This window comes from Gordonia hirsuta DSM 44140 = NBRC 16056 (assembly GCF_000333015.1).
Lineage (GTDB): Bacteria > Actinomycetota > Actinomycetes > Mycobacteriales > Mycobacteriaceae > Gordonia > Gordonia hirsuta.
Genome location: NZ_BANT01000013.1, coordinates 35,711 through 59,668, shown reverse-complemented (window position 1 = coordinate 59,668; position 23,958 = coordinate 35,711). Strand labels below are relative to the sequence as shown.

Annotated in this window: 24 protein-coding genes; 2 read left to right on the top strand and 22 right to left on the bottom strand. The window is 67.6% G+C overall.

Features of this window, described 5'->3' with window-relative positions; genetic code table 11:
• Positions 1 to 173 precede the first annotated feature (173 nt).
• Positions 174 to 1,010: a mycofactocin oligosaccharide methyltransferase MftM gene (gene mftM / locus GOHSU_RS05060; protein ID WP_005937814.1), complete on the top strand. Its 837-nt coding sequence runs from the start codon at positions 174 to 176 to the stop codon at positions 1,008 to 1,010.
• 25 nt (positions 1,011 to 1,035) lie between these two features.
• On the opposite strand, the gene GOHSU_RS05055 is transcribed toward mftM, so the two are convergent.
• The 7 genes from GOHSU_RS05055 to murA all read right to left on the bottom strand — a co-directional run bounded on the left by GOHSU_RS05055 (position 1,036) and on the right by murA (position 9,648).
• On the bottom strand, positions 1,036 to 1,695 hold the full coding sequence (locus GOHSU_RS05055; RefSeq protein ID WP_005937812.1) for a MadR family response regulator transcription factor: 660 nt from the start codon (positions 1,693 to 1,695) through the stop codon (positions 1,036 to 1,038).
• Positions 1,692 to 2,999: a MadS family sensor histidine kinase gene (locus GOHSU_RS05050; protein WP_005937809.1), complete on the bottom strand. Its 1,308-nt coding sequence runs from the start codon at positions 2,997 to 2,999 to the stop codon at positions 1,692 to 1,694. The genes GOHSU_RS05055 and GOHSU_RS05050 overlap by 4 nt, the downstream gene beginning before the upstream one ends.
• 2 nt (positions 3,000 to 3,001) lie before the next feature.
• Entirely contained in the window at positions 3,002 to 4,180 is a 1,179-nt protein-coding gene (locus tag GOHSU_RS05045; protein WP_005937806.1) for an iron-containing alcohol dehydrogenase, read from the bottom strand.
• Between the two features lie 68 nt (positions 4,181 to 4,248).
• Positions 4,249 to 5,802, bottom strand: coding sequence for a MadC family VWA domain-containing protein (gene madC, locus GOHSU_RS05040; RefSeq protein ID WP_005937803.1), 1,554 nt, complete (start codon positions 5,800 to 5,802; stop codon positions 4,249 to 4,251).
• 2 nt (positions 5,803 to 5,804) lie between these two features.
• On the bottom strand, positions 5,805 to 6,875 hold the full coding sequence (locus GOHSU_RS05035) for a MadB family AAA-type ATPase (protein ID WP_005937800.1): 1,071 nt from the start codon (positions 6,873 to 6,875) through the stop codon (positions 5,805 to 5,807).
• An 84-nt stretch (positions 6,876 to 6,959) separates the two neighbouring features.
• Complete coding sequence (gene mdo / locus GOHSU_RS05030) at positions 6,960 to 8,231, bottom strand: NDMA-dependent methanol dehydrogenase (RefSeq protein WP_005937797.1); 1,272 nt, start codon at positions 8,229 to 8,231, stop codon at positions 6,960 to 6,962.
• Between the two features lie 160 nt (positions 8,232 to 8,391).
• Positions 8,392 to 9,648 carry a UDP-N-acetylglucosamine 1-carboxyvinyltransferase gene (gene murA / locus GOHSU_RS05025; protein WP_005937793.1) on the bottom strand — a complete coding sequence of 419 codons (1,257 nt, stop codon included), beginning with the start codon at positions 9,646 to 9,648 and terminating at the stop codon, positions 8,392 to 8,394.
• 44 nt (positions 9,649 to 9,692) lie between these two features.
• On the opposite strand from murA, the gene GOHSU_RS05020 reads away from it, so the two are divergent.
• Positions 9,693 to 10,283 (top strand): cob(I)yrinic acid a,c-diamide adenosyltransferase, encoded by a 591-nt coding sequence (locus GOHSU_RS05020; RefSeq protein WP_005937790.1) that lies wholly within the window; start codon positions 9,693 to 9,695, stop codon positions 10,281 to 10,283.
• A gap of 21 nt (positions 10,284 to 10,304) precedes the next feature.
• Here GOHSU_RS05020 and GOHSU_RS05015 read toward each other — a convergent pair whose 3' ends face one another.
• The 15 genes from GOHSU_RS05015 to prfA all read right to left on the bottom strand — a co-directional run bounded on the left by GOHSU_RS05015 (position 10,305) and on the right by prfA (position 23,943).
• Positions 10,305 to 10,637, bottom strand: a complete 333-nt coding sequence (locus GOHSU_RS05015) for a DUF2550 domain-containing protein (protein WP_005937786.1) — start codon at positions 10,635 to 10,637, stop codon at positions 10,305 to 10,307.
• 226 nt (positions 10,638 to 10,863) lie between these two features.
• The gene (locus GOHSU_RS05010; protein ID WP_005937783.1) at positions 10,864 to 11,238 is read right to left on the bottom strand and encodes a F0F1 ATP synthase subunit epsilon; all 375 of its coding nucleotides are present in this window, start codon (positions 11,236 to 11,238) and stop codon (positions 10,864 to 10,866) included.
• Positions 11,239 to 11,247: 9 nt separating this feature from the next.
• Positions 11,248 to 12,693 carry a F0F1 ATP synthase subunit beta gene (gene atpD / locus GOHSU_RS05005; protein WP_005937780.1) on the bottom strand — a complete coding sequence of 482 codons (1,446 nt, stop codon included), beginning with the start codon at positions 12,691 to 12,693 and terminating at the stop codon, positions 11,248 to 11,250.
• 24 nt (positions 12,694 to 12,717) lie between these two features.
• Positions 12,718 to 13,683, bottom strand: coding sequence for a F0F1 ATP synthase subunit gamma (locus tag GOHSU_RS05000; RefSeq protein ID WP_005937777.1), 966 nt, complete (start codon positions 13,681 to 13,683; stop codon positions 12,718 to 12,720).
• Positions 13,684 to 13,685: 2 nt separating this feature from the next.
• Positions 13,686 to 15,320: a F0F1 ATP synthase subunit alpha gene (gene atpA / locus GOHSU_RS04995; RefSeq protein ID WP_005937774.1), complete on the bottom strand. Its 1,635-nt coding sequence runs from the start codon at positions 15,318 to 15,320 to the stop codon at positions 13,686 to 13,688.
• Between the two features lie 61 nt (positions 15,321 to 15,381).
• The gene (locus GOHSU_RS04990) at positions 15,382 to 16,197 is read right to left on the bottom strand and encodes a F0F1 ATP synthase subunit delta (RefSeq protein ID WP_024332505.1); all 816 of its coding nucleotides are present in this window, start codon (positions 16,195 to 16,197) and stop codon (positions 15,382 to 15,384) included.
• Between the two features lie 101 nt (positions 16,198 to 16,298).
• A complete protein-coding gene (locus GOHSU_RS04985) occupies positions 16,299 to 16,856 on the bottom strand; it encodes a F0F1 ATP synthase subunit B (protein ID WP_005937768.1) in 558 nt (185 codons plus the stop codon).
• 14 nt (positions 16,857 to 16,870) lie between these two features.
• On the bottom strand, positions 16,871 to 17,119 hold the full coding sequence (locus GOHSU_RS04980; RefSeq protein WP_005937765.1) for an ATP synthase F0 subunit C: 249 nt from the start codon (positions 17,117 to 17,119) through the stop codon (positions 16,871 to 16,873).
• 81 nt (positions 17,120 to 17,200) lie between these two features.
• Entirely contained in the window at positions 17,201 to 18,052 is an 852-nt protein-coding gene (atpB, locus tag GOHSU_RS04975; protein WP_428829732.1) for a F0F1 ATP synthase subunit A, read from the bottom strand.
• Positions 18,053 to 18,361: 309 nt separating this feature from the next.
• Entirely contained in the window at positions 18,362 to 18,841 is a 480-nt protein-coding gene (locus GOHSU_RS04970; protein ID WP_005937758.1) for a Cg1360 family ATP-synthase-associated protein, read from the bottom strand.
• A gap of 10 nt (positions 18,842 to 18,851) precedes the next feature.
• A complete protein-coding gene (locus GOHSU_RS04965) occupies positions 18,852 to 20,072 on the bottom strand; it encodes a glycosyltransferase family 4 protein (protein WP_005937756.1) in 1,221 nt (406 codons plus the stop codon).
• A gap of 13 nt (positions 20,073 to 20,085) precedes the next feature.
• Entirely contained in the window at positions 20,086 to 21,324 is a 1,239-nt protein-coding gene (gene glyA / locus GOHSU_RS04960; RefSeq protein WP_005937753.1) for a serine hydroxymethyltransferase, read from the bottom strand.
• Positions 21,321 to 21,980: an L-threonylcarbamoyladenylate synthase gene (locus tag GOHSU_RS04955; RefSeq protein WP_005937749.1), complete on the bottom strand. Its 660-nt coding sequence runs from the start codon at positions 21,978 to 21,980 to the stop codon at positions 21,321 to 21,323. The genes glyA and GOHSU_RS04955 overlap by 4 nt, the downstream gene beginning before the upstream one ends.
• Complete coding sequence (gene prmC, locus GOHSU_RS04950; protein WP_005937746.1) at positions 21,977 to 22,873, bottom strand: peptide chain release factor N(5)-glutamine methyltransferase; 897 nt, start codon at positions 22,871 to 22,873, stop codon at positions 21,977 to 21,979. The genes GOHSU_RS04955 and prmC overlap by 4 nt, the downstream gene beginning before the upstream one ends.
• Complete coding sequence (prfA, locus tag GOHSU_RS04945; protein ID WP_005937743.1) at positions 22,870 to 23,943, bottom strand: peptide chain release factor 1; 1,074 nt, start codon at positions 23,941 to 23,943, stop codon at positions 22,870 to 22,872. The genes prmC and prfA overlap by 4 nt, the downstream gene beginning before the upstream one ends.
• Positions 23,944 to 23,958: the final 15 nt, after the last annotated feature.

Genomic DNA, 23,958 nt, shown 5'->3' with positions numbered 1-23,958 from the left:
GATTTTCTGGCCGCTTCCGGTGTGCAAGCTCGACGGAGGTGCGATCTCGTCAACGCCGTGCTGATGGGGACAGCAGTTGCTGCGGCTGCCGGCGGATTTCCTATCCGTTCGGGCAGGTCATCGGGCCTTATCGGGTAGTTCCGGCCCGGCGCAGGTGGCCATAGCGTCGCTGTATGACGTCCTCCCTGACCAGCGTCGCCCCGACCGCGACGATTCGTGTTCGACGCCGGCTGACAGGCTCGCTCGGATCTCCCGCCTGGACTGATCAGCACGTCTTCACCGGCCACCGCGACGGTCGGAACGTGTACATCGCCCACCCGCTGACGGCGGCGACGGTCGCCGACCATCGCCTCGTCGACGGGCTCGGCTGCCTGCGGGAAGCGGGCGTGCTGCAAGGTCAGGCGGAGTTCGAGGACGCGTTCGTCCAGATCGTCCGAAGCTGCGGTTCCTCGCCGGAAGACGGCTGGGCCGCCTTCTACCGGAATTCGCTGGCCGCCCTGCACAATGCCGAATCAGCGTTCAGCCCCATCCATCGCCGGGCGCGCGAGGTGATCGCCGGCTCGTCGGTCCTGGAGGTGGGCAGTTGCTTCGGGCTGCTAGCCCTGCAGCTGGCAGTCGACGGCCACGCAGTCACGGCCGTGGATGTGTGCCCGGGTGCGATCGACCTGCTCGGGCAAGCAAGTGCGGGCCTGGGCATTGCGCTGCAGGCAGTACCCGGTGATGCGCGGGCACTGCCGTTCGGTGACGACTCCTTCGACACCGTCACGTTGATTCACCTGCTCGAACATCTGTCGAGCGATTCGGCGCAACGGTCCCTGGTCGAGGCCGCGCGGGTGGCCCGGCGGCGGGTCGTGGTGGCGGTGCCCTACGAAGACGAACCGGACGCTGCATTCGGTCACGTGCAGGCCTTGACCGAATCGGATCTTCTGTCCTGGGCGAAGAAGTATCCGGGATGGCGGGCGGCGATCTCCGAACACCACGGTGGCTGGCTGATCCTCGACCGCCGGTGAGGCCGTGCCTCGGGGTACAGGGCCGTCAGATGAGGCCGCGTTTGGTGGCGACGTACACCGCATCGGTGCGTTTGGTGACGCCGAGCTTGCGGATCAGGTTCCGGATGTGGAACTTCACCGTCGACTCGGCGATGTAGAGGCGCGCGCCGATCTGTCCATTGGACATCCCGTGCGCGAGCAGCTGGATGATCTCCCGTTCCCGATCGGTCAGTTCATCGCTGGTCGTGCGCTCCCCCGCCATCGCTTTCATCACGATCGTCGAGCTGCGTGGATCAAAGGCGCTGCCACCAGCGGCGAGCGCGCGGATAGCACGGACCAGCTCGGTGGTGTCGACGTCCTTGACCACATAGCCCCGGGCTCCGGCACGAACGGCCCGGACCACCAGGTCGTCGTCGAGGAAGGTGGTCAGCACCAGCACCGCACACGTCGGGACCGACCGGCGCAGTTCCTCGATCAACCGCATGCCCGCGTAATCGGTGCCGACCGAGAGCTTCAGGTCGACCACCACCACATCCGGGCGCGTGTGGGCGACCTCGGCCAACGCGGCCTCGTAGGTGCCGGCCTCGCCGACCACCGCGATACCGTCCTGGCGCTCCAGCAGCGCCCGCAGTCCCTCCCGCAGCAGCGCATGGTCGTCGACCAGGACCGTCCGGATCCGATCGCGGTCGTGGTGTTCACCGGTCATGGTCGCTCGCCTTCATCGATCGGGAGTTCAGCCACGATCCGCACCCCGCCCAGACGGGAACGACGGATCCGCAGGACACCACCGAGCTCTTCGGCCCGGAACGACATATTCTTCAACCCCCGGCCACGACCGGTGCGGTCTCCGCTGGTGACGGTGCGCAGCCGTGCGCGAAGCCCTGCCGGGTCCCCCACACCGTCGTCGTCGACCGCCAGAACCACCCGGCTGTCACGGTAGGTCATCGTGACCATGACCTGTGCCGGTTGCGCATGTGCAGCAGCATTGAACAGCGATTCCCCGGCTATCCGCAGCAGAGCATGCTGGGTCTCGCTGTCGAGCTCGCGGTACCTGCCGCGCACGGCCACCGACGCTTTCGCGGTCGGCGGCAGATGCAGTTCGCACAGTCGTTCCAGGTCTTCTGCCAGGCTCTCCGACGGACCGCCGTGGTCATTGAGGGTGTAGATCGCCCCGCGCAGCTGAGTCACCGCCGCCCGAGACAACACCAGTGCCTTGTCGAGATGTTCCGTGACGTCCTCGGGCACCCGCCCCCGGCACAGCTCGATCTGCAAGCCGGCCGACAGGACCGATTGACCGACCGAGTCGTGCAGTTCCCGGGCGATCCTGGCGCGTTCGGCGTTGAGCAGCGCGGTCCGCTGCACCGCCGAGAGTTGCCGCTGGGTGCGTTCGAATTCGGCATTGCGTTCGGCCAGCTCGGCGGCGCGGCTGCTGGTCTCGACGAATAGATCCGCATTGACCAGAGCGACCGCCGCCTGGCGGGCCAGAATCTCCAGGATCATCCGGTCGGACCGGTCGACCTGCCGATGCTCGGGTGTCCAGGCCGACAGTCCCCCGACCAGCCGGCCGGCGTATTCGATCGGGACATGCAGGTGATGGATTTCGACGATGGGCGCCGCCAGCACCGTCGCCTCCCCGCGCAGAATGTCGATGAGTCGATTGAGCACCTCGACCGGCAGGGCGGTCGGCCGGTGGGCTACTCCGGCCCCTTCGAAGGCCAGGATCCCATCGTCCCGAGCGGCGATCAGATGCCGGGGTCCCGCCCGATCGAGCTGGCCGTCGGCGAGCGCGAACACCACCCAATCGGCGTCCAGATGCTCGCGGATCGCCTCGAGCACCGCGACCACGAGATGTTCGGGGCCCCGGTCGGTCTGGACCAGGGCACTGGAGATTCCCTCCAGCGCGGTCATCACCCTGCTCAGGCGGGTCTCCGAGCCGCGGTACTGCGCATAGTGTCCGGCTTTGACGCTGCTCAGGCCGACCAGACTGGCCAGGTCATCCTTCTCCGGCATCGCTAGAGCGCCTGCCGATACACGCCGTGAATGGCCTGGGCCTCGGGCCGGCGAGGATTGGTCAGCATGCACGAATCGGCCATCGCCCGCTCGGTGAGCAGATCCAGGTCGTCGGGCCGTACCCCGAGCGGGGTCAGGGTCTCGGGCATCCCGACGCGCTGGCCCAGATCGGCGATCTCGGCGGCCAGCCGGTCGGCGACGGATCGTTCGCTGCCGCCGGAGGCGAGCCCGATGGCGTCGGCGAGTTCGGCGAAATCGGCGGCACAGGTGACTGCGTTGTAGCGGATCACATGCGGCAGAAGCACCGCGTTGATCGTGCCGTGCGGGGCATCGCAGTAGCCGCCGACCGGGTGGCTCATCGCATGGGTGGCGCCCAGAATCGCGTTGGTGAAGGCCATACCTGCCCGCAGCGACGCCAGGGACATCTCGGCGGCGGCCTGCGCATCGGCCGGATCGTTCACCAGCTGTTCGAGGTTGTGCCACAGGCCGGTCAACGATTCCACGGCGAGCGCATCGGTGAGCCGTCCGCGAGCCAGGGAGACGAACGCTTCCACGCAGTGTGTCAGCGCGTCCATCCCTGCCTGAGCAATCACCGCCGACGGCGCCGTGCTGACCAGGACCGGATCGACCACGGCGACATTGGGGACCAGTGTTCGCCCGACGATCGTGACCTTGGTGCGGCGCTCGGCGTCGTTGATGATGCAGAACTGGGAGACGTCAGCCCCGCTGCCCGCGGTCGACGGGATCGCCACCACCGGCGGAAGCGCGCGCTCGGCCTTGTCGATCCCCTCGTATTCGAGGATGTGGCCGCCGTTGGCCGCGACCACCGCGATGCCTTTGGCGGTATCGATCACCGAACCCCCGCCGAGCGCCACCAGACCATCGGCGCGATGCCGTCCGTACGCCTCACGCCCGAGGGCCACTTCACCGGCGCGGGGGTTAGGGCTGACGTCCAGGAACTCGGCCGGCGTCAGCCCTCGACGACGCAGGTCCGACAGCAGCCGATCGAACCAGGGTGTGACGGCCAGATGGGGGTCCGAGACCACCAGGGGACGGTCCATTCCCAATGCGGCCACGGCATTGGCCGCCTCGTCCAGCGCGCCGGGGCCGAAGAGGATCTCCGGGGTGTGGAACTTCACCACACGGTCCAGTTCGGGTCTGCGGCGTGCGCGGGGTGTCATCGGCGTCCGGCCCTCCTGTTCCGCTCATCCCAGCGGGATCTGTTCTGCCCTGCGGGTGTGTCGGTGACTCACCGCAGGGCCGCACCCAGTTCATCGCACCGCTCCAGGACCTCGGCCCCGTCGCGAGCACTGACCACTCCCGCACATTGTTGCGCGTATTCGTCCAGAGCACAGCCGGTCTGGTGCCAGTACCGCTCGGGTTCGGGCGTCAGCCACGCGACCCGGAACGCTCTGCGGGCGACCTCGGCGAACAGATCCGGACGCGGATCGAAGGCGTTGTGCCGTGCATCGCCGACCACCAGCACACTGGTGCGCGGGCTGATCAGGTCGCCGTATCCGTCGAGCAACTCGTGCCACATGCGGCCGTAGTCGCTGGTCGCCGACAGGTCCAGGCCGTCGGCGGCCAGGACGGCGGCCAGCGCCGCGTCCGGGGAGGCACTGCGCAACGCCGGCGTCACCAGTACCGGCGAGTCGACGAAGGCCACCACCTCGCAGCGGTCTCCGAAGCGGTGCAGGGTCTGCGCCAGGCGCAAGATGAATCCGGTGACCGGACGAACGGAGATGGACACGTCCACGATCACCAGGAGCCGCACCGGCCCGGGGACCGCCGGGCGGCGCCACAACTGTGCGGGCACGCCGTCGGTGGCCACCGCCGCGCGCATCGTGCGACGAAAGTCCAGGCGTCCCACGGTGGTCAGCCTGCTGACCCGCCGGGGGGCACCGCGCATCCGCTGTACGAGTCGATGACACGCCCGATCCAGGTCGGCCTGGTCGCGATGGACCCGGTGCGCGACTTGTCCTTCCGGGGCGAGCGCGGCCGCTCCGGCCAGCCGTTCGGTCAGTGCTGCGACGAATCGCTGCAGTGCCTGTTCGAGTTCGGCGATCGCCTGCTCGTCCAGGCCTTCGGCGCCGTCGACACCGTACGCATGGCGGCCGTCGGACGCGTCCAATGCTTGCAGCAGGGCTGCCGCATCCGTCAGATTCAGCGTCGTGCCTTCCACCCGTGTCGTCGCGGCGGTCAGTTCCCCGACCTGGCCGGCGGCGGCATGGTCGACCTCCACGGTGTAGGTGACTCCACCCGAGACCGCCGAGGCATCGGTATCCACCTGCAGTTGCTCGGCGCCCGAAGACACGGTGAAATCGTTCTCCTCCCGATGTGCGCTCTGGGCGGTGCGTTCGCGGGCGTCGGGATCGTCGATCATCAGGTCACCGATCTCCTCGGTGTGCTCGTCGGCGCCGATCATCCGGCCCCCACCCTCGAACTCCTCGTCCCAGTCGATCTCATCGGGCAAACCGGACAACAGCCCCCGCACCCGAGGCAGTTCAGCAGGGTCGCCCTGGCCCTGCGATCCGGCGAAGAAGACGTCGAAGGCCAGCTCGAAGCCCTCGCGTTCGTAACCGTATTTGACACTGACCGCGCGCAGCGCTGTGCGGAGCAGGTCCGGGTCGCTCGCGCCGACAAGATCCAGGACCCGGCGGATCTCAATCACCTCGGCCGGCGAGGCGGCGACGGAAAACACCCGCAGGGCCCGGCCGAACTCAACCGCGATCCGGTCCAGCAGGCCCGCGCGCCCGACCACCACCGAACCCGGCGGCGACTGTGCCGGGGTCACGGAGACCATCGTCAGCCCCGCGCGGAACTGCGGGCCCGGCCCGCACCGAAAGCGCGTTCGGTGACCGTGCCGCCCGGGCTGCTGCCGTCGACTGCGACAGGGGTCGCGCCGGTATCGGCCAGCTCAGCGCCGAGCCGGCGGCGGGCCTGGTCCAAATCGGTGCCGAACTTGACCAGCAGACTCATCAGCGCCGGATTGTGGCCACCGATCTGTGTCTGCGGTGTCTCAGTCGAATCCGCGTCGTCGTCGGCCAGTCGCGCGGCCGCCCGCGCCGCGTCGATCACTTCGGCGATCGACGGGCTCTTGCGCAGCGGCAACTCTCGCAGTCGGCGGGCCAGCTCCACCACATCGGTGATCACCGTCGCCTCCACCTCGGGTGCGCGCACCGCCACGATCGCGCATTCACGCTCCGCATCGGGATAGTCGACCTGGAAGTGCAGGCAGCGCCGTTTCAGGGCCGGTGACAGTTCGCGGGTGTCGTTGGACGTCAGAATCACCCATGGTGCCGACCGGGCGGTGAAGGTGCCCAGCTCCGGCACCGTCACCTGCCGCTCGGCCAGGACCTCCAGCATCACCGCCTCCATCGCTTCATCGGTGCGGTCGATCTCGTCGACCAGCAGGACGACGGGCTCGGCCGAGACGATTGCGGCCAGCAGCGGACGCGGCACCAGGAAGTCCTCGCTGTAGACGCCGACCTCGGTCCGGGCCAGCGCCGAGGAGGCCTCCGAGAGCGTCTGGTACGACGCCAGTTCCTCACTGATCCGGTCCCGCAGCATCTGCACGTGCAGCAGCTGCCGGGCGTAATCCCACTCGTACAGCGCCCGGGCATCGTCGAGGCCCTCGTAGCACTGCAGCCGGATCAGCTCGCGGCCCGAGGCCGCGGCCAGGGCCTTGGCCAACTCGGTCTTGCCCACCCCGGCCGGTCCCTCCAACAGCAGGGGCCGATCCAGCACCGTGGCCAGGTGCAGCACCACCGCCAACTCGTCCTGAATCAGGTAGCCCTGCTCGGTGAGTGCGGCCGTGAGCTCTGCCACGGAGGCGAAGCCCTCACTGGACGCCGGGGCTGTGGTCTGGTTGTTCATCGCTTCCTCAGTTCGCGGGTGACCGGCGGGGTGGTCGATCGCCGCCGGGCCCGGACTCGGTCTCGGACCCGGCGGCGATCGGTCTCAGTAGGTCTCGACCATCGCGTGCCGGACCATCGGGATCATCGACTCCACGGTGCAGGTGCGGGGGTTACCCGGGGTGCACCAGTCGTCCATCATGTGTTCGGAGATCGCCCGGATCTGCTCCTCCGAGGTGTCGACACCGTGGCCGCGTCCCTCGTACTTGCCGGTGTTCATCCGGTTCTTCTCGTAGCTGTTGACGTTCAGCTGGCCGAAGTTGTCCGGGATACCCAGATCCTTGGATATCCGGATGGCCTCCTCGACGGCGGCGTCGGCGGCCTGCACCACCGTCATCCGGGAGGTGTCCACACCCATCAGAGAGGCGATATCGGCGAAGCGCTCGTACCGGGCCGGCAGGTTGTACTCCCACACCCGCGGCAGCGCGATCGCGTTGTTGAGGCCGTGGTGGCTGTCGTAGAAGGCGCTGAAGGCGTGCGACAGCGAGTGGATCAGGCCCAGGCCACCGGAGTTGAACGCCTGCGCGGCGATGTACTGGGCGTGCATCATCCCGGTGCGCGCCTCCAGGTTGTGCGGCTCGTAGGTCGCAGTCCGCAGGTACTTGGTGGTCAGCTCGATCGCGTACTTGGCGTTGCCCAGCGACGGTGCGAAATCCAGCCGCGAGACATAGGGCTCGGAGCAGTGCGCGAGCACATCGAAACCGCAGAAGGCGGTGAAGTGCTCGGGGCACGAGTAGTACAGCAGCGGATCATCGATGGCCAGATCCACCAGGCAGGTGTCGTCGAAGGCGACCCACTTGTGCGGGTTCTCCATATCGGAGGTGTCGGTGATGACATAGGCCCACGAGGTCTCCGAGCCGGTGCCCGCCGTGGTCGAGACCGCGATGTGCTTCGGGTTCTCCTTGTTGGTGGCCTTCGAGAACCCTTCGAACTCGTTGATGTTGCGGCCGTCGTGGGCGATCACCATGCGCGCACCCTTGGCCGCGTCATGGCTCGATCCGCCGCCCACGGAGATGATGCCGTCGCACTTCTCGGTCTGGTACACCGCGGCGGCGTCCATGACGTTGTAGTCCTTCGGATTCGACTCGACCTTGTCGAAGACGACGACGTCAACACCCTGGTATTCGATCTTGCCCTTGAGCTCGTCGATGATTCCTGAGCCGCGCAGGCCCGTGGTCATCAGCAGGACACGGGTCATGCCCAGATCCTTGGCTTCGACGCCGATCATGTCGTGGGCGCCGACCCCCAGCTTGGCCTTGGGGAACGGGTGGAACTCCTTGATCGGGAAGTCCCAGATCTGATTCATCTCGATGGCCATCGCGGAAGTCTCCTCGCTGAAACGGTGTGATGTAGCTCGTACACCATTCAGCGTGTTCCTCAGGTCACACCCGCGACAAGGGCCCCTGACCTGTTACCCGAGGTTAGGGGCCGTCCGGTCAGGCCCGCAACCTAGCCGATCGGACAGGTCGCCCAGCGCGTCAGTCCCGGACACGTTCGATGGTGCCGCCCAGGCTCTGCAGCTGTTCCTCGAAGTGCGGGTAGCCGCGGTCGATGTGCTCGATATCGTGCACCTCGGTGATGCCGTCGGCCACCAGCCCGGCCAGTACCAGGCCTGCCCCGGCCCGGATGTCGCTCGACCAGACCGGTGCGCTGGACAGCTGCTCGACGCCGTGCACCACCGCGTGGTGCCCGTCGGTCCGGGCGTCGGCACCGAGCCGGATCATCTCTTCGACGAACCGGAACCGCGCCTCGAAGACGTTCTCGGTGATCAACGACATCCCTTCGGAGACCGCAGCCAGACCGATCGCCATCGGCTGAAGGTCCGTCGGATACCCCGGGAACGGCAGCGTCGCGATATCGACCGCCCGGGGCCGTTCGTCCTGCCGGACCCGGAAGCCGTCGGCGAACCGTTCGACCTTGGCGCCGGCGTCGACCAGCTTCTTGAGCACCAGATTCAGATGCTGGGGATCGATGCCGCGCACCGTCACGTCACCGCGGGTCATCGCCGCGGCCACGCCCCAGGTGCCGGCGACGATCCGGTCGCCGACCACATGGTGGGTCGTCGGCGAGAGCTGCTCGACGCCGGTCACCGTCAGCATCGAACTGCCGATGCCCTCGACCTTGGCTCCCATCTGGTTGAGCATCTCGCACAGATCGATGATCTCCGGCTCACGGGCGGCGTTGTCGATCGTCGTCTCCCCCTCGGCCAGGACCGCCGCCATCAGAATGTTCTCGGTGGCCCCCACCGACGGGAACTCCAGGGCGATCGGCGCACCGATGAGTCTGTCGGCCTCGGCGACGACGCAGCCGTGTTCGATGTTGCTCTGCGCGCCCAGCGCCCGCAGGCCCGACTGGTGCATGTCCAGCGGACGCGAGCCGATCGCGTCACCGCCCGGCAGGGCCACCACCGCACGTTTGCACCGCGCCATCAACGGCCCGAGCACACAGACCGACGCCCGGAACTGCTTGACCGCGTCGAAGTCGGCATGGTGGTCCGGCACGGCAGGCGAATCGATCACCACCGTGTCGCCGTCGACGGCCACCTGTGCACCGAGCCCGCGCAGTACCTCGGCCATCAACGGGACGTCGGCGATCTCGGGCACATTCGTCAGCACCGTGCGCCCCTCGGCTAGCAGGGCCGCAGCCATCAGCTTCAGCACGCTGTTCTTGGCGCCGCCGACAACCACTTCACCGGTCAGGCGGGCTCCACCGGTCACCAAATAGCGATCACTCACGGCGTCAGTTTATGGCATGGCGATCTGGAGTAGATTCAGATGGCATGGCCGTTCACCTGACGAAGATCTACACCCGCACCGGCGACGACGGTACGACCGGTCTCTCGGATTTCTCGCGAGTCGACAAGACCGACCCCCGCGTCGTCGCTTATGCCGACTGCGATGAGGCGAATACGGCCATCGGCCTGGCGCTGGCACTCGGGGGTGAGGTCCCCGCCGATATCGCCGAGGTGCTCACCACCGTGCAGAACGACATCTTCGACGCCGGCGCCGATCTGTCGACGCCGGTGATCCCCGACCCCAAATATCCGCCGCTGCGGATCGAGGCCGGCTACATCGATGCGCTGGAGGCCTGGTGCGACCGTTTCGGCGCCGAACTCCAGCCCCTGAACTCGTTCATCCTGCCCGGCGGGACTCCGCTGGCCGCTCTGTTGCACCAGGCACGGGTGGTGACGCGGCGGGCAGAACGGGCCGCGTGGGCGGCGGTGCACGCCCACCCCGAGGACACGCACGTGCTTCCGGCGAAGTACCTCAACCGGCTCTCGGATCTGCTGTTCATCCTCGCCCGCGTCGCCAATGTGCGGGCCGGCCGCGAGGACGTGAAATGGGTTCCCGGAGCCAATCGCACCCGGTGACCCGGCGGCAGCGCCGCTCGATCAGGCCGAACGGCGGGGGCGGCGCGCCCGTTGCGGCGCACGGGACTCGAGCCAGGACAGCAGCGCCGTGACCAGATCCGGACTCATCGCGATCTCGTAGTCGGCCGGCGCCGAGCCCGGCTCATTGACCCGCAGTTCCAGGACCACCATATCGGGGTCCATGATCTCGCGTTCGGTGCCTTCGGGCACCCGCCGTCGCGTCAGCTCCAGGTACCGGCGGGACAGGACCGCGGTGGGTCCGGGCCGGAAGCTGGTCAGCCGGTAGTAGACCAGAGAAGGCTCGGTGTAGTGCACCGAGCCGTGACGCCAGCCGCGGTCGGTACCGGCCGGCATGGCACGAAAGATCACCGGGGTACCGGCACTGCGTACTTCCCCCGGATCCGGTAGACCAGACCGCCGAGCAGGAACGCGCCCACCGCAAGGACGATCACGATCACCCAGCCCCACCAGGCCACTCAGCTCACCTTCATCCAGTCGTCTCCCGAGCGGAAAAACGCCGCAGGCCGCCCCGGACTCTCGGGACGGCCTGCGACGCTGTTCATGCTCGGCTCTTATCTCGTCAGCTCACTGCCTCGAAGGCACGGATCCGGGATCGGGCCTGCAGGTAGCCCGCGGAGCCCTCTTCGTTCGATTCCAGAGCTGCACGCTCGGCTTCGATGTCGATCTCCTCAGCCAGCTGCGCCGACTCGGCGAGCACCTTCACGTTGGCCTCGGTGATGGACAGAAAGCCACCCTGTGCCGCGATCGCGACTTTGCTGTCGTCCTCGAGGGTCACCACCACGCACCCGCCGGGCGCCAGTTCGGCGAACAGCGGGGCGTGGTCGGCGAGGATACCGACTTCGCCGTCGGTGGTCTGAGCACGCAGGAACGTCGCGTCACCGGTGTACAGCATCTTGTCCGGCGAGACGACATCCACTCGGAAGCTCTTAGCCATGACTCCAGACTACTTTCCGGTGATCTTGGCAGCGGCAGCCATGACGTCGTCGAGGCCACCGCAGCTGTTGAACGCCTGCTCGGGCAGGTGGTCGAACTCACCCTTGCAGAGACGGTCGAAGGCGTCGATGGTCTCGGCCAGCGGCACCACCGAACCGGGCTGACCGGTGAACTTCTCGGCGACGATGAAGTTCTGGCCGAGGAACTTCTGGATCCGGCGCGCACGGGCGACGGTGACCTTGTCCTCTTCCGACAGCTCGTCCATACCGAGGATGGCGATGATGTCCTGCAGCTCCTTGTACTTCTGCAGGATCCGCTTGACCTCGTTGGCGACGCGGAAGTGCTCCTCGCCGACGATCGAGGCCTCCAGGATGCGCGAGGTCGAGGTCAGCGGATCCACAGCCGGGTAGATACCCAGCTGCGAGATCGGGCGGGACAGCTCGGTGGTCGCATCCAGGTGGGCGAAGGTGGTCGCCGGCGCCGGGTCGGTGTAGTCGTCGGCGGGAACGTAGATCGCCTGCAGCGAGGTGATCGAACGGCCCTTGGTCGAGGTGATCCGCTCCTGCAACTCGCCCATCTCATCGGCCAGCGTCGGCTGGTAGCCCACGGCCGACGGCATCCGGCCCAGCAGGGTCGAGACCTCCGAGCCGGCCTGGGTGAACCGGAAGATGTTGTCGATGAACAGCAGCACGTCCTGGTGCTGGACGTCGCGGAAGTACTCGGCCATGGTCAGCGCCGACAGAGCCACGCGCATACGCGTGCCCGGCGGCTCATCCATCTGGCCGAAGACCAGGGCGGTGTCCTGCAGGACGCCCATCTCTTCCATCTCCAGGTGCAGGTCGGTGCCCTCACGGGTACGCTCACCGACGCCGGCGAACACCGAGGTGCCCGAGAACTCGCGGGCGATACGGGTGATCATCTCCTGGATCAGCACGGTCTTGCCGACACCGGCACCACCGAACAGACCGATCTTGCCGCCCTTGACGTACGGGGTCAGCAGGTCGATGACCTTGATGCCCGTCTCCAGGATCTCGGTCTTACCCTCGAGCTGGTCGAAGGCCGGCGGCTTGCGGTGGATGCCCCACTGCTCGCCGTCGCGACCGGTGCCCGGCGCGTCCAGGCAGTCGCCCAGCGCGTTGAAGACGTGGCCCTTGACGACGTCGCCGACCGGAACCGAGATCGGCTTGCCGGTGTCGGTCACCTCCGCACCGCGGACCAGACCGTCGGTGGGCTGCATGGAGACGGTGCGGACCACGTTGTCACCCAGGTGCTGGGCGACTTCAAGGGTCAGGACCTTGGCCACAGCCGGGAGAGTGATCTCGGCGTGGAGAGCGTTGAACAGGTCGGGTACGGCGCCGCGCGGGAACTCGACGTCGACGACCGGGCCGATGACCCGGACGACGCGACCGGCGGTCGCCGAAGCGGCCGTGGTCGGCTCGGTGACTGCTGCAGTCATGTTTCTTCTCTTTCCTCGTATGTCTTAGTTGTGCGCGAGCGCTTCGACGCCGCCGACGATCTCGCTGATTTCCTGGGTGATCTGCGCCTGGCGGGCCGCATTGGCCTGTCGGCTCAGGTTCTTCTCCAGCTCGTTGGCGTTGTCCGTCGCGGCCTTCATGGCGGTACGGCGAGCAGCGCTCTCCGACGCGGCCGCCTCCAGCAGCGCGGCGAAGATCCGTGCCGCCACGTACTTGGGCAGCAGGGCGTCGAGCAGCGCGGTGGCGTCGTCGCCCTCGAACTCGATCTCGGCGCTGACGCCACCGGCGGACGGCGTCTTGTCGAGCATGTCCTGACCCATGTCCAGCTGCTCGAGCTCGAACTCGACGTCGATCGGGGCCATACGGCGCACGATCGGCTGCTGGCTCAACATCGACACGAAGCGCGTGTAGACGATGTGCAGTTCGTCGAACCCGGCGACCTCGCCGTGTCCGTCCGGAGCCGGCACGCTGCCGTCGCTGCCGGCCAGGAATGCCTCCACCAGATGACTGGTGGCGGGGGCGGCGTCGGCGAAGACCGGCTGCTGAGAGAACCCGGACCAGCCACCGGCGATCTCGCGGTCGCGGAACCGGTAGTAGCCGATCCCCTTGCGGCCGAAGACGTAGACCACCGGCTCCTTGCCCTCGGAGCGGAGCAGCGAGAGCAGCTCTTCGGTCTCCTTGAGCACGTTGGCGTTGTAGCCACCGCACTGGCCGCTGTCACTGGTCACGACCAGCACCGCCACCCGGCGCGGATTATCCCGCGGGTTCAGCAGCGGGATCGAGGCCAGATGGGCCCGCTCACCCAGCACGGCGACGACCTCGGTGATCTCGTCCGAGTAGGGACGAGCCGCGGCCACGCGTGCCTGCGCCTTGGTGATGCGCGAGGTCGCGATCAGCTCCTGCGCCTTGGTGATCTTCTTCGTCGACTCGATCGACTTGATCCGTGAACGAAGTTCCCGAATTGTCGCCATGACTACTTCGTCTTCTTCGTCACTCGGATCGTCTCGGGAACGACGTCCTCGGGAGCCAGCGGATCAGCGTCGACCTCGACCACGCGCGAGCCGTCCGAGGCGATGAAGCCCTGCTTGAAGTTGTCGGTGGCGACGGCCAGTGCGGCCTTGTCGTCGTCACTGAGCTTCTTGCCGCCGGCGATGTTCTCGTAGACACCGGCTGCACTGGAGTGCAACTCCTCGAGCAGTTCGCTCTCGAAGCGGCGCACATCGTCGACCGGCACCGAGTCCATGAAGCCCTCGCCGCACAGGTACAGCGAAACGATCTGGTCCTCGACGGCCACGGGGCTGAACTGGTCCTGCTTGAGCAGTTCCACCCAGCGCGCACCGCGCTCGAGCTGTGCCTTGGAGGCCGCGTCCAGGTCGGAGGCGAACGCCGAGAAGGCCTCGAGCTCGCGGTACTGGGCAAGCTCCAGACGCAGCGAGCCGGAGACGTCCTTGAGCCCCTTGGTCTGGGCGGCGCCGCCGACGCGGGAGACCGAGATACCGACGTTGATGGCCGGGCGGACACCCTTGTTGAACAGATCCGACTCCAGGAAGACCTGGCCGTCGGTGATCGAGATGACGTTGGTCGGAATGAACGCCGAGACGTCGTTGGCCTTGGTCTCGATGATCGGCAGGCCGGTCATGCTGCCACCGCCGAGCTCGTCGGAGAGCTTGGCACAACGCTCCAGCAGACGCGAGTGCAGGTAGAACACGTCACCGGGGTAGGCCTCACGGCCCGGCGGGCGACGCAGCAGCAGCGAGATCGCACGGTAGGCCTCGGCCTGCTTGGACAGGTCGTCGAACACGATCAGGACGTGCTTGCCCTGGTACATCCAGTGCTGGCCGAGGGCCGAGCCGGTGTAGGGGGCAAGCCACTTGAAACCGGCCGAGTCCGAGGCCGGGGCCGCGACGATGGTGGTGTACTCCATCGCGCCGCCCTCTTCCAGAGCGGTCTTGACGCCGGCGATGGTCGAACCCTTCTGGCCGATCGCGACGTAGATGCAGCGGACCTGCTTCTCCGGATCGCCGGTGGCCCAGTTCGCCTTCTGGTTCAGGATGGCGTCGATGCAGACTGCGGTCTTACCGGTCTTACGGTCGCCGATCACCAGCTGGCGCTGGCCGCGGCCGATCGCGGTCATCGCGTCGATGGCGGTGATACCGGTGGCCAGCGACTCCTCCACCGGCTGGCGCTCGAGCACCGAAGCGGCCTGCAGCTCGAGCACCCGCTCGTCCTCGGCCTCGATGGCGCCCAGACCGTCGATCGGCTGGCCGATCGGGTTGATCACGCGGCCCAGGAAGGCATCGCCGACCGGCACCGACAGCACGTTGCCGGTCCGCTTGACCTCCTGGCCCTCCTCGATGTTCTCGTAGTCACCGAGGATGACGGCGCCGACGGCGTCCAGGTCGAGGTTCAGGGCGACGCCGCGAACACCACCGGGGAACTCCAGCAGCTCGTTCGCCATGGCGCCCGGCAGTCCGCTCACGTGAGCGATGCCGTCGCCGGTGTCGGTGACGAGGCCGATCTCTTCACGAGTGGCCTCCCCGCGCACCTCCTCGGTGTAATTTGCGATCGCGCTCCGAATCTCGTCGGAGGAGATGGTCAACTCGGCCATGTTCCTGCCTGCTCTTCCTGGCTTGCTTAAAGGGTCTTGGGAATCGTTATTGCTTGGGTGGTCACCGCAGGCTGCGGCGCAGTGCCGCGAGCTTGCCGGCGATGCTTCCGTCGATACGCTCGTCGCCCACCCGGACGACGACGCCACCGAGGAGCTCGGGATCGATTTCGACGTGCAGGGTGACCGGCGCGTCGAAGATCCGGGACAGCTTCTCGGCCAACTCCGTGCGCTGTGCTGCAGACAGTTCGCCGGCCGAGGCCACATACGCGACCTTACGGCCGTTGGTGGCCGCGGCCAGTGCCGAGAGCTGGTCGATCGCATCGCCGGGGGCGAGCTGGTCGACGACGACGGCCTGGACTGCCAGACGCTCGGTGACGGGCTCCACCTTGCCGGTGATGAGCCTGGTGAGCAGTTCTGCCCGATCCTGCCCCGACCGAGACCGGTCCGAGAGGGCCAGTTCCAACTCCGGGCTGTCCTTGATGATGGTGCCTAGACGGAACAGCTCGGCCTCGACCTTGTCCAGCTTGTCCTGACGCTTGGCCGACTGCAGCATGGCCTCGCGGCCGAGCGACTGCAGTGCCGCGGACAGGTCGCTGTCCTTGGACCAGGAACGTGCCGCGGCCGAAGCCACGGTCGCCCGCGTGATCTCGTGGACCTTGCCGGCCAGCACGGATTCGGCAACCGCAGCCCGGGAGCCCGGGGCGGCCGACGAGTCCGCGAGCGCTGCCCGCAGCGCCCGATTGTCGGCCACGGTCTCGGCGACCGACAGCAGTTCGGTCCCGATGGCGATTTCGGCGTCGGCATCGACACCGCGCAGGGCGGCTTCGAGTTCGACGCGTGCGCCCTCGAGGGCTTCGCGGCTTGACGCTGCGTACATGTACCTACATTCCTTCTTGTGGCGTGGCACGTCCGAGACGGTCACAGGTGCGGCGAAGATCGCTTCGCCGCCCTGCACCTGACTCGGTCATCATCGGGGACTTACTTCGCGCCGAGGTTGGCGTCGTCGAGTTCGGCAAGGAACCGGTCGACGGTGCCGGCCTGCTTCGCAGTGTCCGACAGGTCGCTGGCGACCAGCTTCTCGGCGAGGTCGACCGACAGGCGGCCCACATCGCTGCGCAGTTCGGCGACGACCTGCTGCCGCTGGGCGGCCAGCTGGGCCGCACCGTTGGCGATGATCCGGTCGCTTTCCTCGGTGGCCTGGACCTTCATCGCGTTGATGATCTGCGTGCCCTGCTGGCGCGCCTCATCACGGATACCTGCGGCCTCTTCCCGAGCACCCGCGAGCTGCTCACGGTAGGCCAGCAGGGCCGCATTCGCTTCGGCCTGTGCCGCCTCGGCACGTTCGATGCCGCCTTCGATGGTGTCGCGACGCTCATCGAGCATCTTCTGGTACTGCGGGATCACGTACTTCCAGAAGACGAAGATAACGACGGCGAAGGCGACCAACGACCAGATGATGTCGTACCACGCCGGAAGCAGAGGGTTCTGGTCCTCGTCCCCGGCGGCCAGGTAGATGAGCTCAGTGGTGTTGATCATGTCGTCCGCTCAGATCAGAAGATGAAGCCGACGACGATACCGATCAGCGCCAGTGCCTCGGACAGTGCGATACCGAGGAACATGGTGGTGCGGATTTGGCCGGCGAGCTCGGGCTGGCGGGCGATACCTTCGATGGCCTTGCCGGCCACGATGCCCACGCCGATGCCCGGGCCGATGGCGGCCAGGCCGTAACCGATGGCACCGAAGCCGGAACCTTCGAAGGTCGTGGTGGTGTCGGCGAGAGTCTGGGCGATGTAGCTCATCTTGCGATTCCCTTTTCTTTCTTGGTGGCTCCCCGCCCGGGCGGACGAGTGAGTCAGTCTGTGTGGTGTGCGGTTGGTCGGTCAGTGCTGGTCAGCGTGCAGCGACAGGTCGATGTAGACCGCCGTCAGCAGCGCGAAGATGTAGGCCTGCAGCACGATGATCATCAGCTCGAAGAAGGTGAAGCCGATGCCTGCGATCAGTGAGAAAGGCGCGAAGACCACGTGCCAGGTGCCACTGAACAGGAAGTACTGGGTGGCGGCGAAGAACAGCACCAGCATGATGTGACCGGCCAGCATGTTGGCCATGAGTCGCACCGTCAGCGTGAACGGCCGCAGGATGAAGGTCGAGACGAATTCGATCGGGATCAGCAGCGGCTGGATGGCCATCGGCACACCCGGGATCACGATCGAGGACTTGATGAAACCGAAGACGCCGTATTTGCGCATACCGACACCGACATAGGCGATGTAGGCCGCGGCAGCCATGACGATCGGCATACCGATCCGGGCGTTCGGGGAGATGTTGAGGAACGGGATGATCGACGGCAGGTTCAGGAAGACGGTCGCGAAGAAGATCGACGAGATCAGGACCATGTACTTGCGGCCGTTCTCCTTACCCAGGATCTCTTCGGCGATGTTCACCCGAACGAAGTCGAGCATGCTCTCCACGACGCTCTGCAGGCCGCGCGGAACAAGCTTCGCGTTGCGCATCCCGAGTGCGAAGACCGCAGCGACCAGCACCGCGATCGCGACGCGCATGATGGTGATGCGGTTCAGCTGGAAGTACGGCGAATCCTTGAAGAGCACCGCCTCGGGGAAGAAGTCACTCAGGCTCGGCGTATGGAATTCGTCGGCGGCGAGCACGGCACCGTGCTCGACGGCGGCAAGGATGACGCTCAGCGTTCTCTCCCGTGTTCGGGACCTGCGAGTCAATCCAACCCGCGGTCCGATCGGCAATCTGTGCGAGCACGCATCCGCGGTCCCGGCGGTCACAGCCGGAGATCAGCGACCCTCGTGAGTGCCGCGTTCGCAGTTGTCGTGCGGTGAGAACTTTATCAAGTGGTTACCCTCCGCAACGAATCAGGGCCGAATCCGTTACCGCCGAACCGCTCGGTGCAGCGGTACTATCGACCGTAGTAGCAGGTCAGCGCCCGAACTATGGGACTGGTCACGTTCTCGAGGCGGCCGTGTCGTCCCCGACGTAGCACTGGTGTCGGCCGCTCCCCCGCCGCACGAGACCGGTCAGTCGACGTCGTCGATGTACGGCGTCTTGGTGGTGAGGACTCCCCACACCTCCGAGCCGAGCACCGCGACGATGGCACCGATGAGCATGCTGACCAGCGCGCCCTTGGCATAGAAATCCATGTTGCCCAGAATCGCCATCACCACGAGCACCACGACCATCTTCAGGAACCACGACCCCATCACCGCGGCCATCGTCATCGACGGCGGCAGTTTGGCGGTGGCCATGATCGTGATGACGGTGAGCAGGATGAAACTGCCGCCCACGCCGGCACCGACCAGCACACCCCAGACGCCGGGCAAGCCCTTGTAGGGCCCCCAGATGGCCAGCCCGACCGCCGTCAGCGCCAGCAGGCCGAGCAGCCCGTAGCGCAACCCGTTCTTCAGTGGCGCGAGCGAATCGTAGACCGTCGCGCCCACCTCACCGCCGGAGGACTGGTCGCCGGAGGTCTGGTCGTGGAGTTCGCCGTTGGAGGACACGCCGACCAGGCTAGCGAGTGAGCAGCGCCTGGTCACCTTCGGCCTGCGCCCGTCTGCGCCGGTTGACCTCCGGCGCGAAGGTGGCGGCCAGAGCCACCAGCAGGGCGATCACGAAGAAGGGTGCCACCGCCAGCGGAGAGAAGAGCGTGCACGCGGCCACCGACAGCGCCAACAGTCCGACCCACAGGTAGATCAGGAGGGCGACGCGACGCTGAGAATGCCCGAGCTCCAGCAGCCGGTGGTGCAGATGCATCTTGTCCGGGGTGGCGAAACCGACACCGGCCCGGGTCCGCCGGATCACGGCCAGGACCATATCCAGCAATGGGATGAAGACGACCGCGGCGACCAGGATCAACGGCGACAGCAGGGTGAACATGTCCGCGGTGCCGTAGGCGCTGCGCGCCGGTCGCCCCGAAGCACTGGTCGAGGCCGCCGCCAGCATCAGACCGATCAGCATCGCCCCGGAGTCCCCCATGAAGATCCGCGCCGGCGAGAAGTTGTGCGGTAAGAACCCCAGGCAGGCCCCGGCCAGTGCGGTGGTGATCAGGGCCGGCGGATAGTAGCTGACGTCGCCGCCCTGATCGTGCAGCAGCCCCAGGGAGAAGACCAGGATGGCCAGGGCCGCGATCAGGCCCAGACCGGCTGCCAGACCGTCGAGGCCGTCGACGAAGTTGATGGCGTTGATCGTGGTGACCGTGATCAGGACGGTCAGCAGCCCAGCCTGCAGCGGATCGAGGACGACGGTGCCGATATCGGCGAACGGGACGTAGAGCAGATACCAGCTGACCCCCATCAGGACCAGAACTCCGGCGGCGGTCACCTGCCCGGCGAATTTGGTCAGCGCATCCAGGCCCCACCGGTCGTCGATCACCCCGACCAGCACGATCACCAGGCCGGCGGTGACCACGGCGGTCATATCGGGGGTGTAGGCGAAACCGCGGTTCAGCGCCGGCAACTGGGCGGCCAGCGCGATCGCGCTGACCACGCCGACATACATGCCGACCCCGCCCAACCGTGGTGTCGGGATCACGTGCACATCGCGTTCGCGGGGCACCGCCACCGCCCCGGCACGCACGGCGAACACGCGCACCAGTGCGGTGATCAGGTAGGTGATGCCGGCTGCGGTGAGTCCCACCAGCGCCAGTTCGCGCAGCGGAACACCGGCGCCGGCCGAGGATTCGAAAGCCAGCAGGTCGATCGCGTCGACGCGGCCCTCGAATCCCGGTCCCATCACTCCCGTCACGCTACCCGGCGACCAGGTCATCGACCTCACGCGCCAAGGCGACGTGTCGCGCCGTATCGTCGACGGGTGTGGTCATCGCGGCGACCATCAGATCGGCGACGGCAGGAACCTGCGCAACCGTCAGGCCGCCGACGACGGCGGCCGCGGTGCCGTACCTGATGGCCGAGCCCGCCGCCACATCGGCGGTATCGAAGGGGGTCACGGCCTTGTCGACGATGATCCCGGTGGCCGCCAGCCGGTCGGCGGCCAGCCGCCCACTCACTCCCAGCGACGTCACTTCCACGACTCCCAGGTGCAGGTCGGTGCCGCCGCCGATCGGCCGCAGCCCCCGGGCGGCCAGCGCATCGGTCAGGGTGCGTGCGACGGCCGCCACCTGCCCGGCGTAGTCCCGGTACTGCGGGGTGGCCGATTCGGCGAAGGCGACGGCCTTGGCACCGATGGCATGCATCGGCGGGGCGCCCTGCAGGAACGGGTAGACGGCGCGATCGAGGGCGGCCCCGTGTTCGGCGCGGGCCAGCAACAGGCCACCGCGCGGTCCGCGCATCACCTTGTTGGTGGCCACGGTCACCACATCGGCATACGGCACCGGCGATTCGAGCACTCCCCCGGCCACCAGACCGGCCAGATGGGCGGCGTCGACCCACAGGATGCACTCGGCCTCGTCGGCGATGGCCCGCAGGCGCGGCAGATCCCAGGTGCGGGTGTAGGCGGTGCCGCCGGCGACCAGGATGCGCGGACGGTGCAGCATGGCCAGCTCGTGAATGCGGTCGTAGTCGACCTGTTCGGTGTCGCGACGGACCCCGTAGTTGACGACGCTGAACCACCGGCCCGAGGAGTTGGCGCGAGAACCGTGCGTCTGATGCCCGCCGTGCCGCAGGCTCAGCGACAGCAACTGATCCCCCGGCTGGGCGAACGCTGCCAGCACGGCCAGATTCGCCAGGACCCACGACAGCGGCTGCACATTGGCGTACTGCGCGCCGAACAGGTCCCGGGCGCGCGCCCGCGCGAGTTCCTCCACCTCGTCGACCACCTCGCAGCCGCCGTGGAAGCGCCGCTCCGGGTAGCCCTCGGCGTACTTGTCCGAGAGCACCGAACCGAGCACCGCGCGCACCGCCGGCGACGCCGTCGATTCGGCGGCCAGCAGCTGTAGACCGCGGCTGCGACGCGTCTCCTCACGGGAGATCAGAGCTGCCATCTGCGGGTCGGCGGCGCGCAGCACCTCGGGGTCCAGGAGACTCATCCCGGTCTCCGCAGTTCCTCGGGCTCCAGATCCAAGACCTCGGAGATCTCCTCGACCGACACCGCGCCCTCGCGCAGGATCAGCGGCGTCTCACCGGTCAGGTCGACGATCGTCGAGGCCACCGCATGATCGGCCGGTCCGCCGTCGAGGTAGACCGCCACCGAATCACCCAGTTGTTCACGTGCCTGCTCAACGGTCGCGGCCGGACGGGCGCCGGAGACGTTGGCGCTGGAGACTGCCATCGGCCCGACCTCGCGCAGCACCTCGATAGCCACCGGATGCAACGGCATCCTCAGCATCACGGTCCCGTCGGTGTCGCCCAAGTCCCAGGCCAGCGACGGCGCCTGTTCGACCACCAGGCTCAGACCGCCGGGCCAGAAGGCCTGGACCAGGTCCCGGGCCTGCGGTCCGACGCGGCGGACCAGACCGTCGATGGTGTGCCAGGAACCGACCAGGACCGGCACCGGCATATCTCGGCCACGGTGCTTGGCGGCCAGCAGGGCCGCGACCGCTTCCGAGTCGAAGGCATCGCAGCCCAGCCCGTACAGGGTGTCGGTGGGCAGCACCACCAGTCGGCCGCCGCGCGCGGCACCTACCGCCGCGTGCAGTCCGGCCGCTCGTTCCTGAGGGTCACTGCAGTCGTAGACGGCGCTCACGCAGTCCATCCTTGCACGCCCGGCCCGCCGGCCCGGGTCGCGGTAACGAAACGCGGGCGCCCGGCCAGATCGCGGCGGCTGGCCACCTCGGCGAAAACCCCCTGATCGGTGAAGGTCGTCACGCTCTGTTCAGCGGTGGTGTCATCGTGCTCCACCGCCACCGAGCCGCCGGGGACCAGCGCCGTCGCGATGAACGGCACCATGGCCGAGATCAGATCCATGCCGTCGGCGCCGGAGAACACCGCGTCGGCCGGATCGTGCGCCACCTCCGGGCTCACCGGTGCCGCGGCCGGAACATAGGGCGGGTTGCTCACGACCAGATCGGCCGGTCCGATCCGACCCCACAGTTCCGGGTCGGTGACATCACCGGCCAGCACCTGGATCCGGCGGCCCACCGGCTCGGACTGTGCGGCGACGTTTCTGCGCAGATAGTCCAGTGCCTGGGCGGACAGCTCCACGGCAATCACCTCGGCGCGCGGGACTGCGGCGGCGATCGCGATGGCCAGGGCGCCGCTGCCCGAACACAGATCCACGACCCGCAGTGGGCCGGGCCTTGTCGCGGCGGCCGCTCCGATCGCCCATTCGACCAGCAGTTCGGTCTCCGGGCGAGGGACGAACACCCCCGGCCCGACCGCCAGCTCGATCCCGGCGAAGGACGCTTCGCCGGTCAGGTGCTGCAGCGGGACCCGCTCGGCCCGGCGCGAGATCAGCTCCGCGTACCGGACGCGGTCCGCCTCGTCGACGGCGTCGACCAGCAGCAACCGGCCCGGTTCCACCTTGAGCACGTGCGCCAGGAGCCATCCGGCATCACCGGCGGCCGAGTCAATGTCGACCGCCGCCAGGGTGCGGGCGCCGGCCGCGCGCAGATCAGTGGCGCTGACCCGAGCGGTCACTGCTGCTCGAGGCGGGCCTGCTTATCGGCTTCGACGAGCGCATCCAGCAGCGACTCCATCTCACCGGCCAAGACGGCGTCGAGGTTGTTGGCCTTGTACCCGATACGGTGATCGGTGATCCGGTTCTCCGGGAAGTTGTAGGTGCGGATCCGTTCGGACCGGTCGACGGTGCGGATCTGCGCCGCCCGGCCGGCCGCCGCCTCGGCCTCGGCCTCTTCTTTGGCGGCGGCCTGCAGCCGTGCGGCGAGCACCTGCATGGCGCGCGCCTTGTTCTGCAACTGTGACCGCTCGTTCTGGCAGGTCACCACGATTCCGGTCGGCAGGTGCGTCAGGCGCACCGCCGAGTCGGTGGTGTTGACGCCCTGGCCGCCCTTCCCGGAGCTGCGATAGACGTCCACGCGCAGATCGGCGTCGTCGATCGCGATCTCGTTGATCTCGTCGGGTTCGGGGTAGATCAGGACCCCGGCGGCCGACGTGTGGATCCGGCCCTGCGATTCGGTGACCGGCACCCGCTGCACGCGGTGCACGCCGCCCTCGAACTTCAGTCGCGACCACACCCCGTCGCGGCCGGCTTCACGCGCTTTGATCGAGACGGTGGCGTCCTTGTAGCCGCCCAGATCCGATTCGGTGACGCCCAGGACGGTGGCCTTCCAGCCGCGTCGTTCACAGTACTTGAGGTACATCCGCACCAGGTCGGCGGCGAACAGCGCCGATTCCTCACCGCCGGCGCCGGATTTGACCTCCAGCACCACATCGTCACCGTCGTGTTCATCGCGCGGGGCCAGCAGATCGGTCAGGATTGCGTCGAGCTCGTCGACGCTGGACTGGAGTGCGGGCACCTCCTCGGCGAACCCCGGGTCGGACTGCGCCAGTTCCTGGGCGGCGGCCAGATCCTCGCGGGCGGCGTTCAGCTTGGTGTAGGTCGACATGATCGGAGCCAGCTCGGCGAACCGCTTGCCGACGCGGCGTGCGTTTGCGGGATCGTCGTGCAGCGACGGGTCCGACAGCTGCTGTTCCAGTCCGGCGTGTTCGGCGAGGATGTCGTCGATCGCGGATGCCTGCCTGGTCACCTGACGCTCACTTCC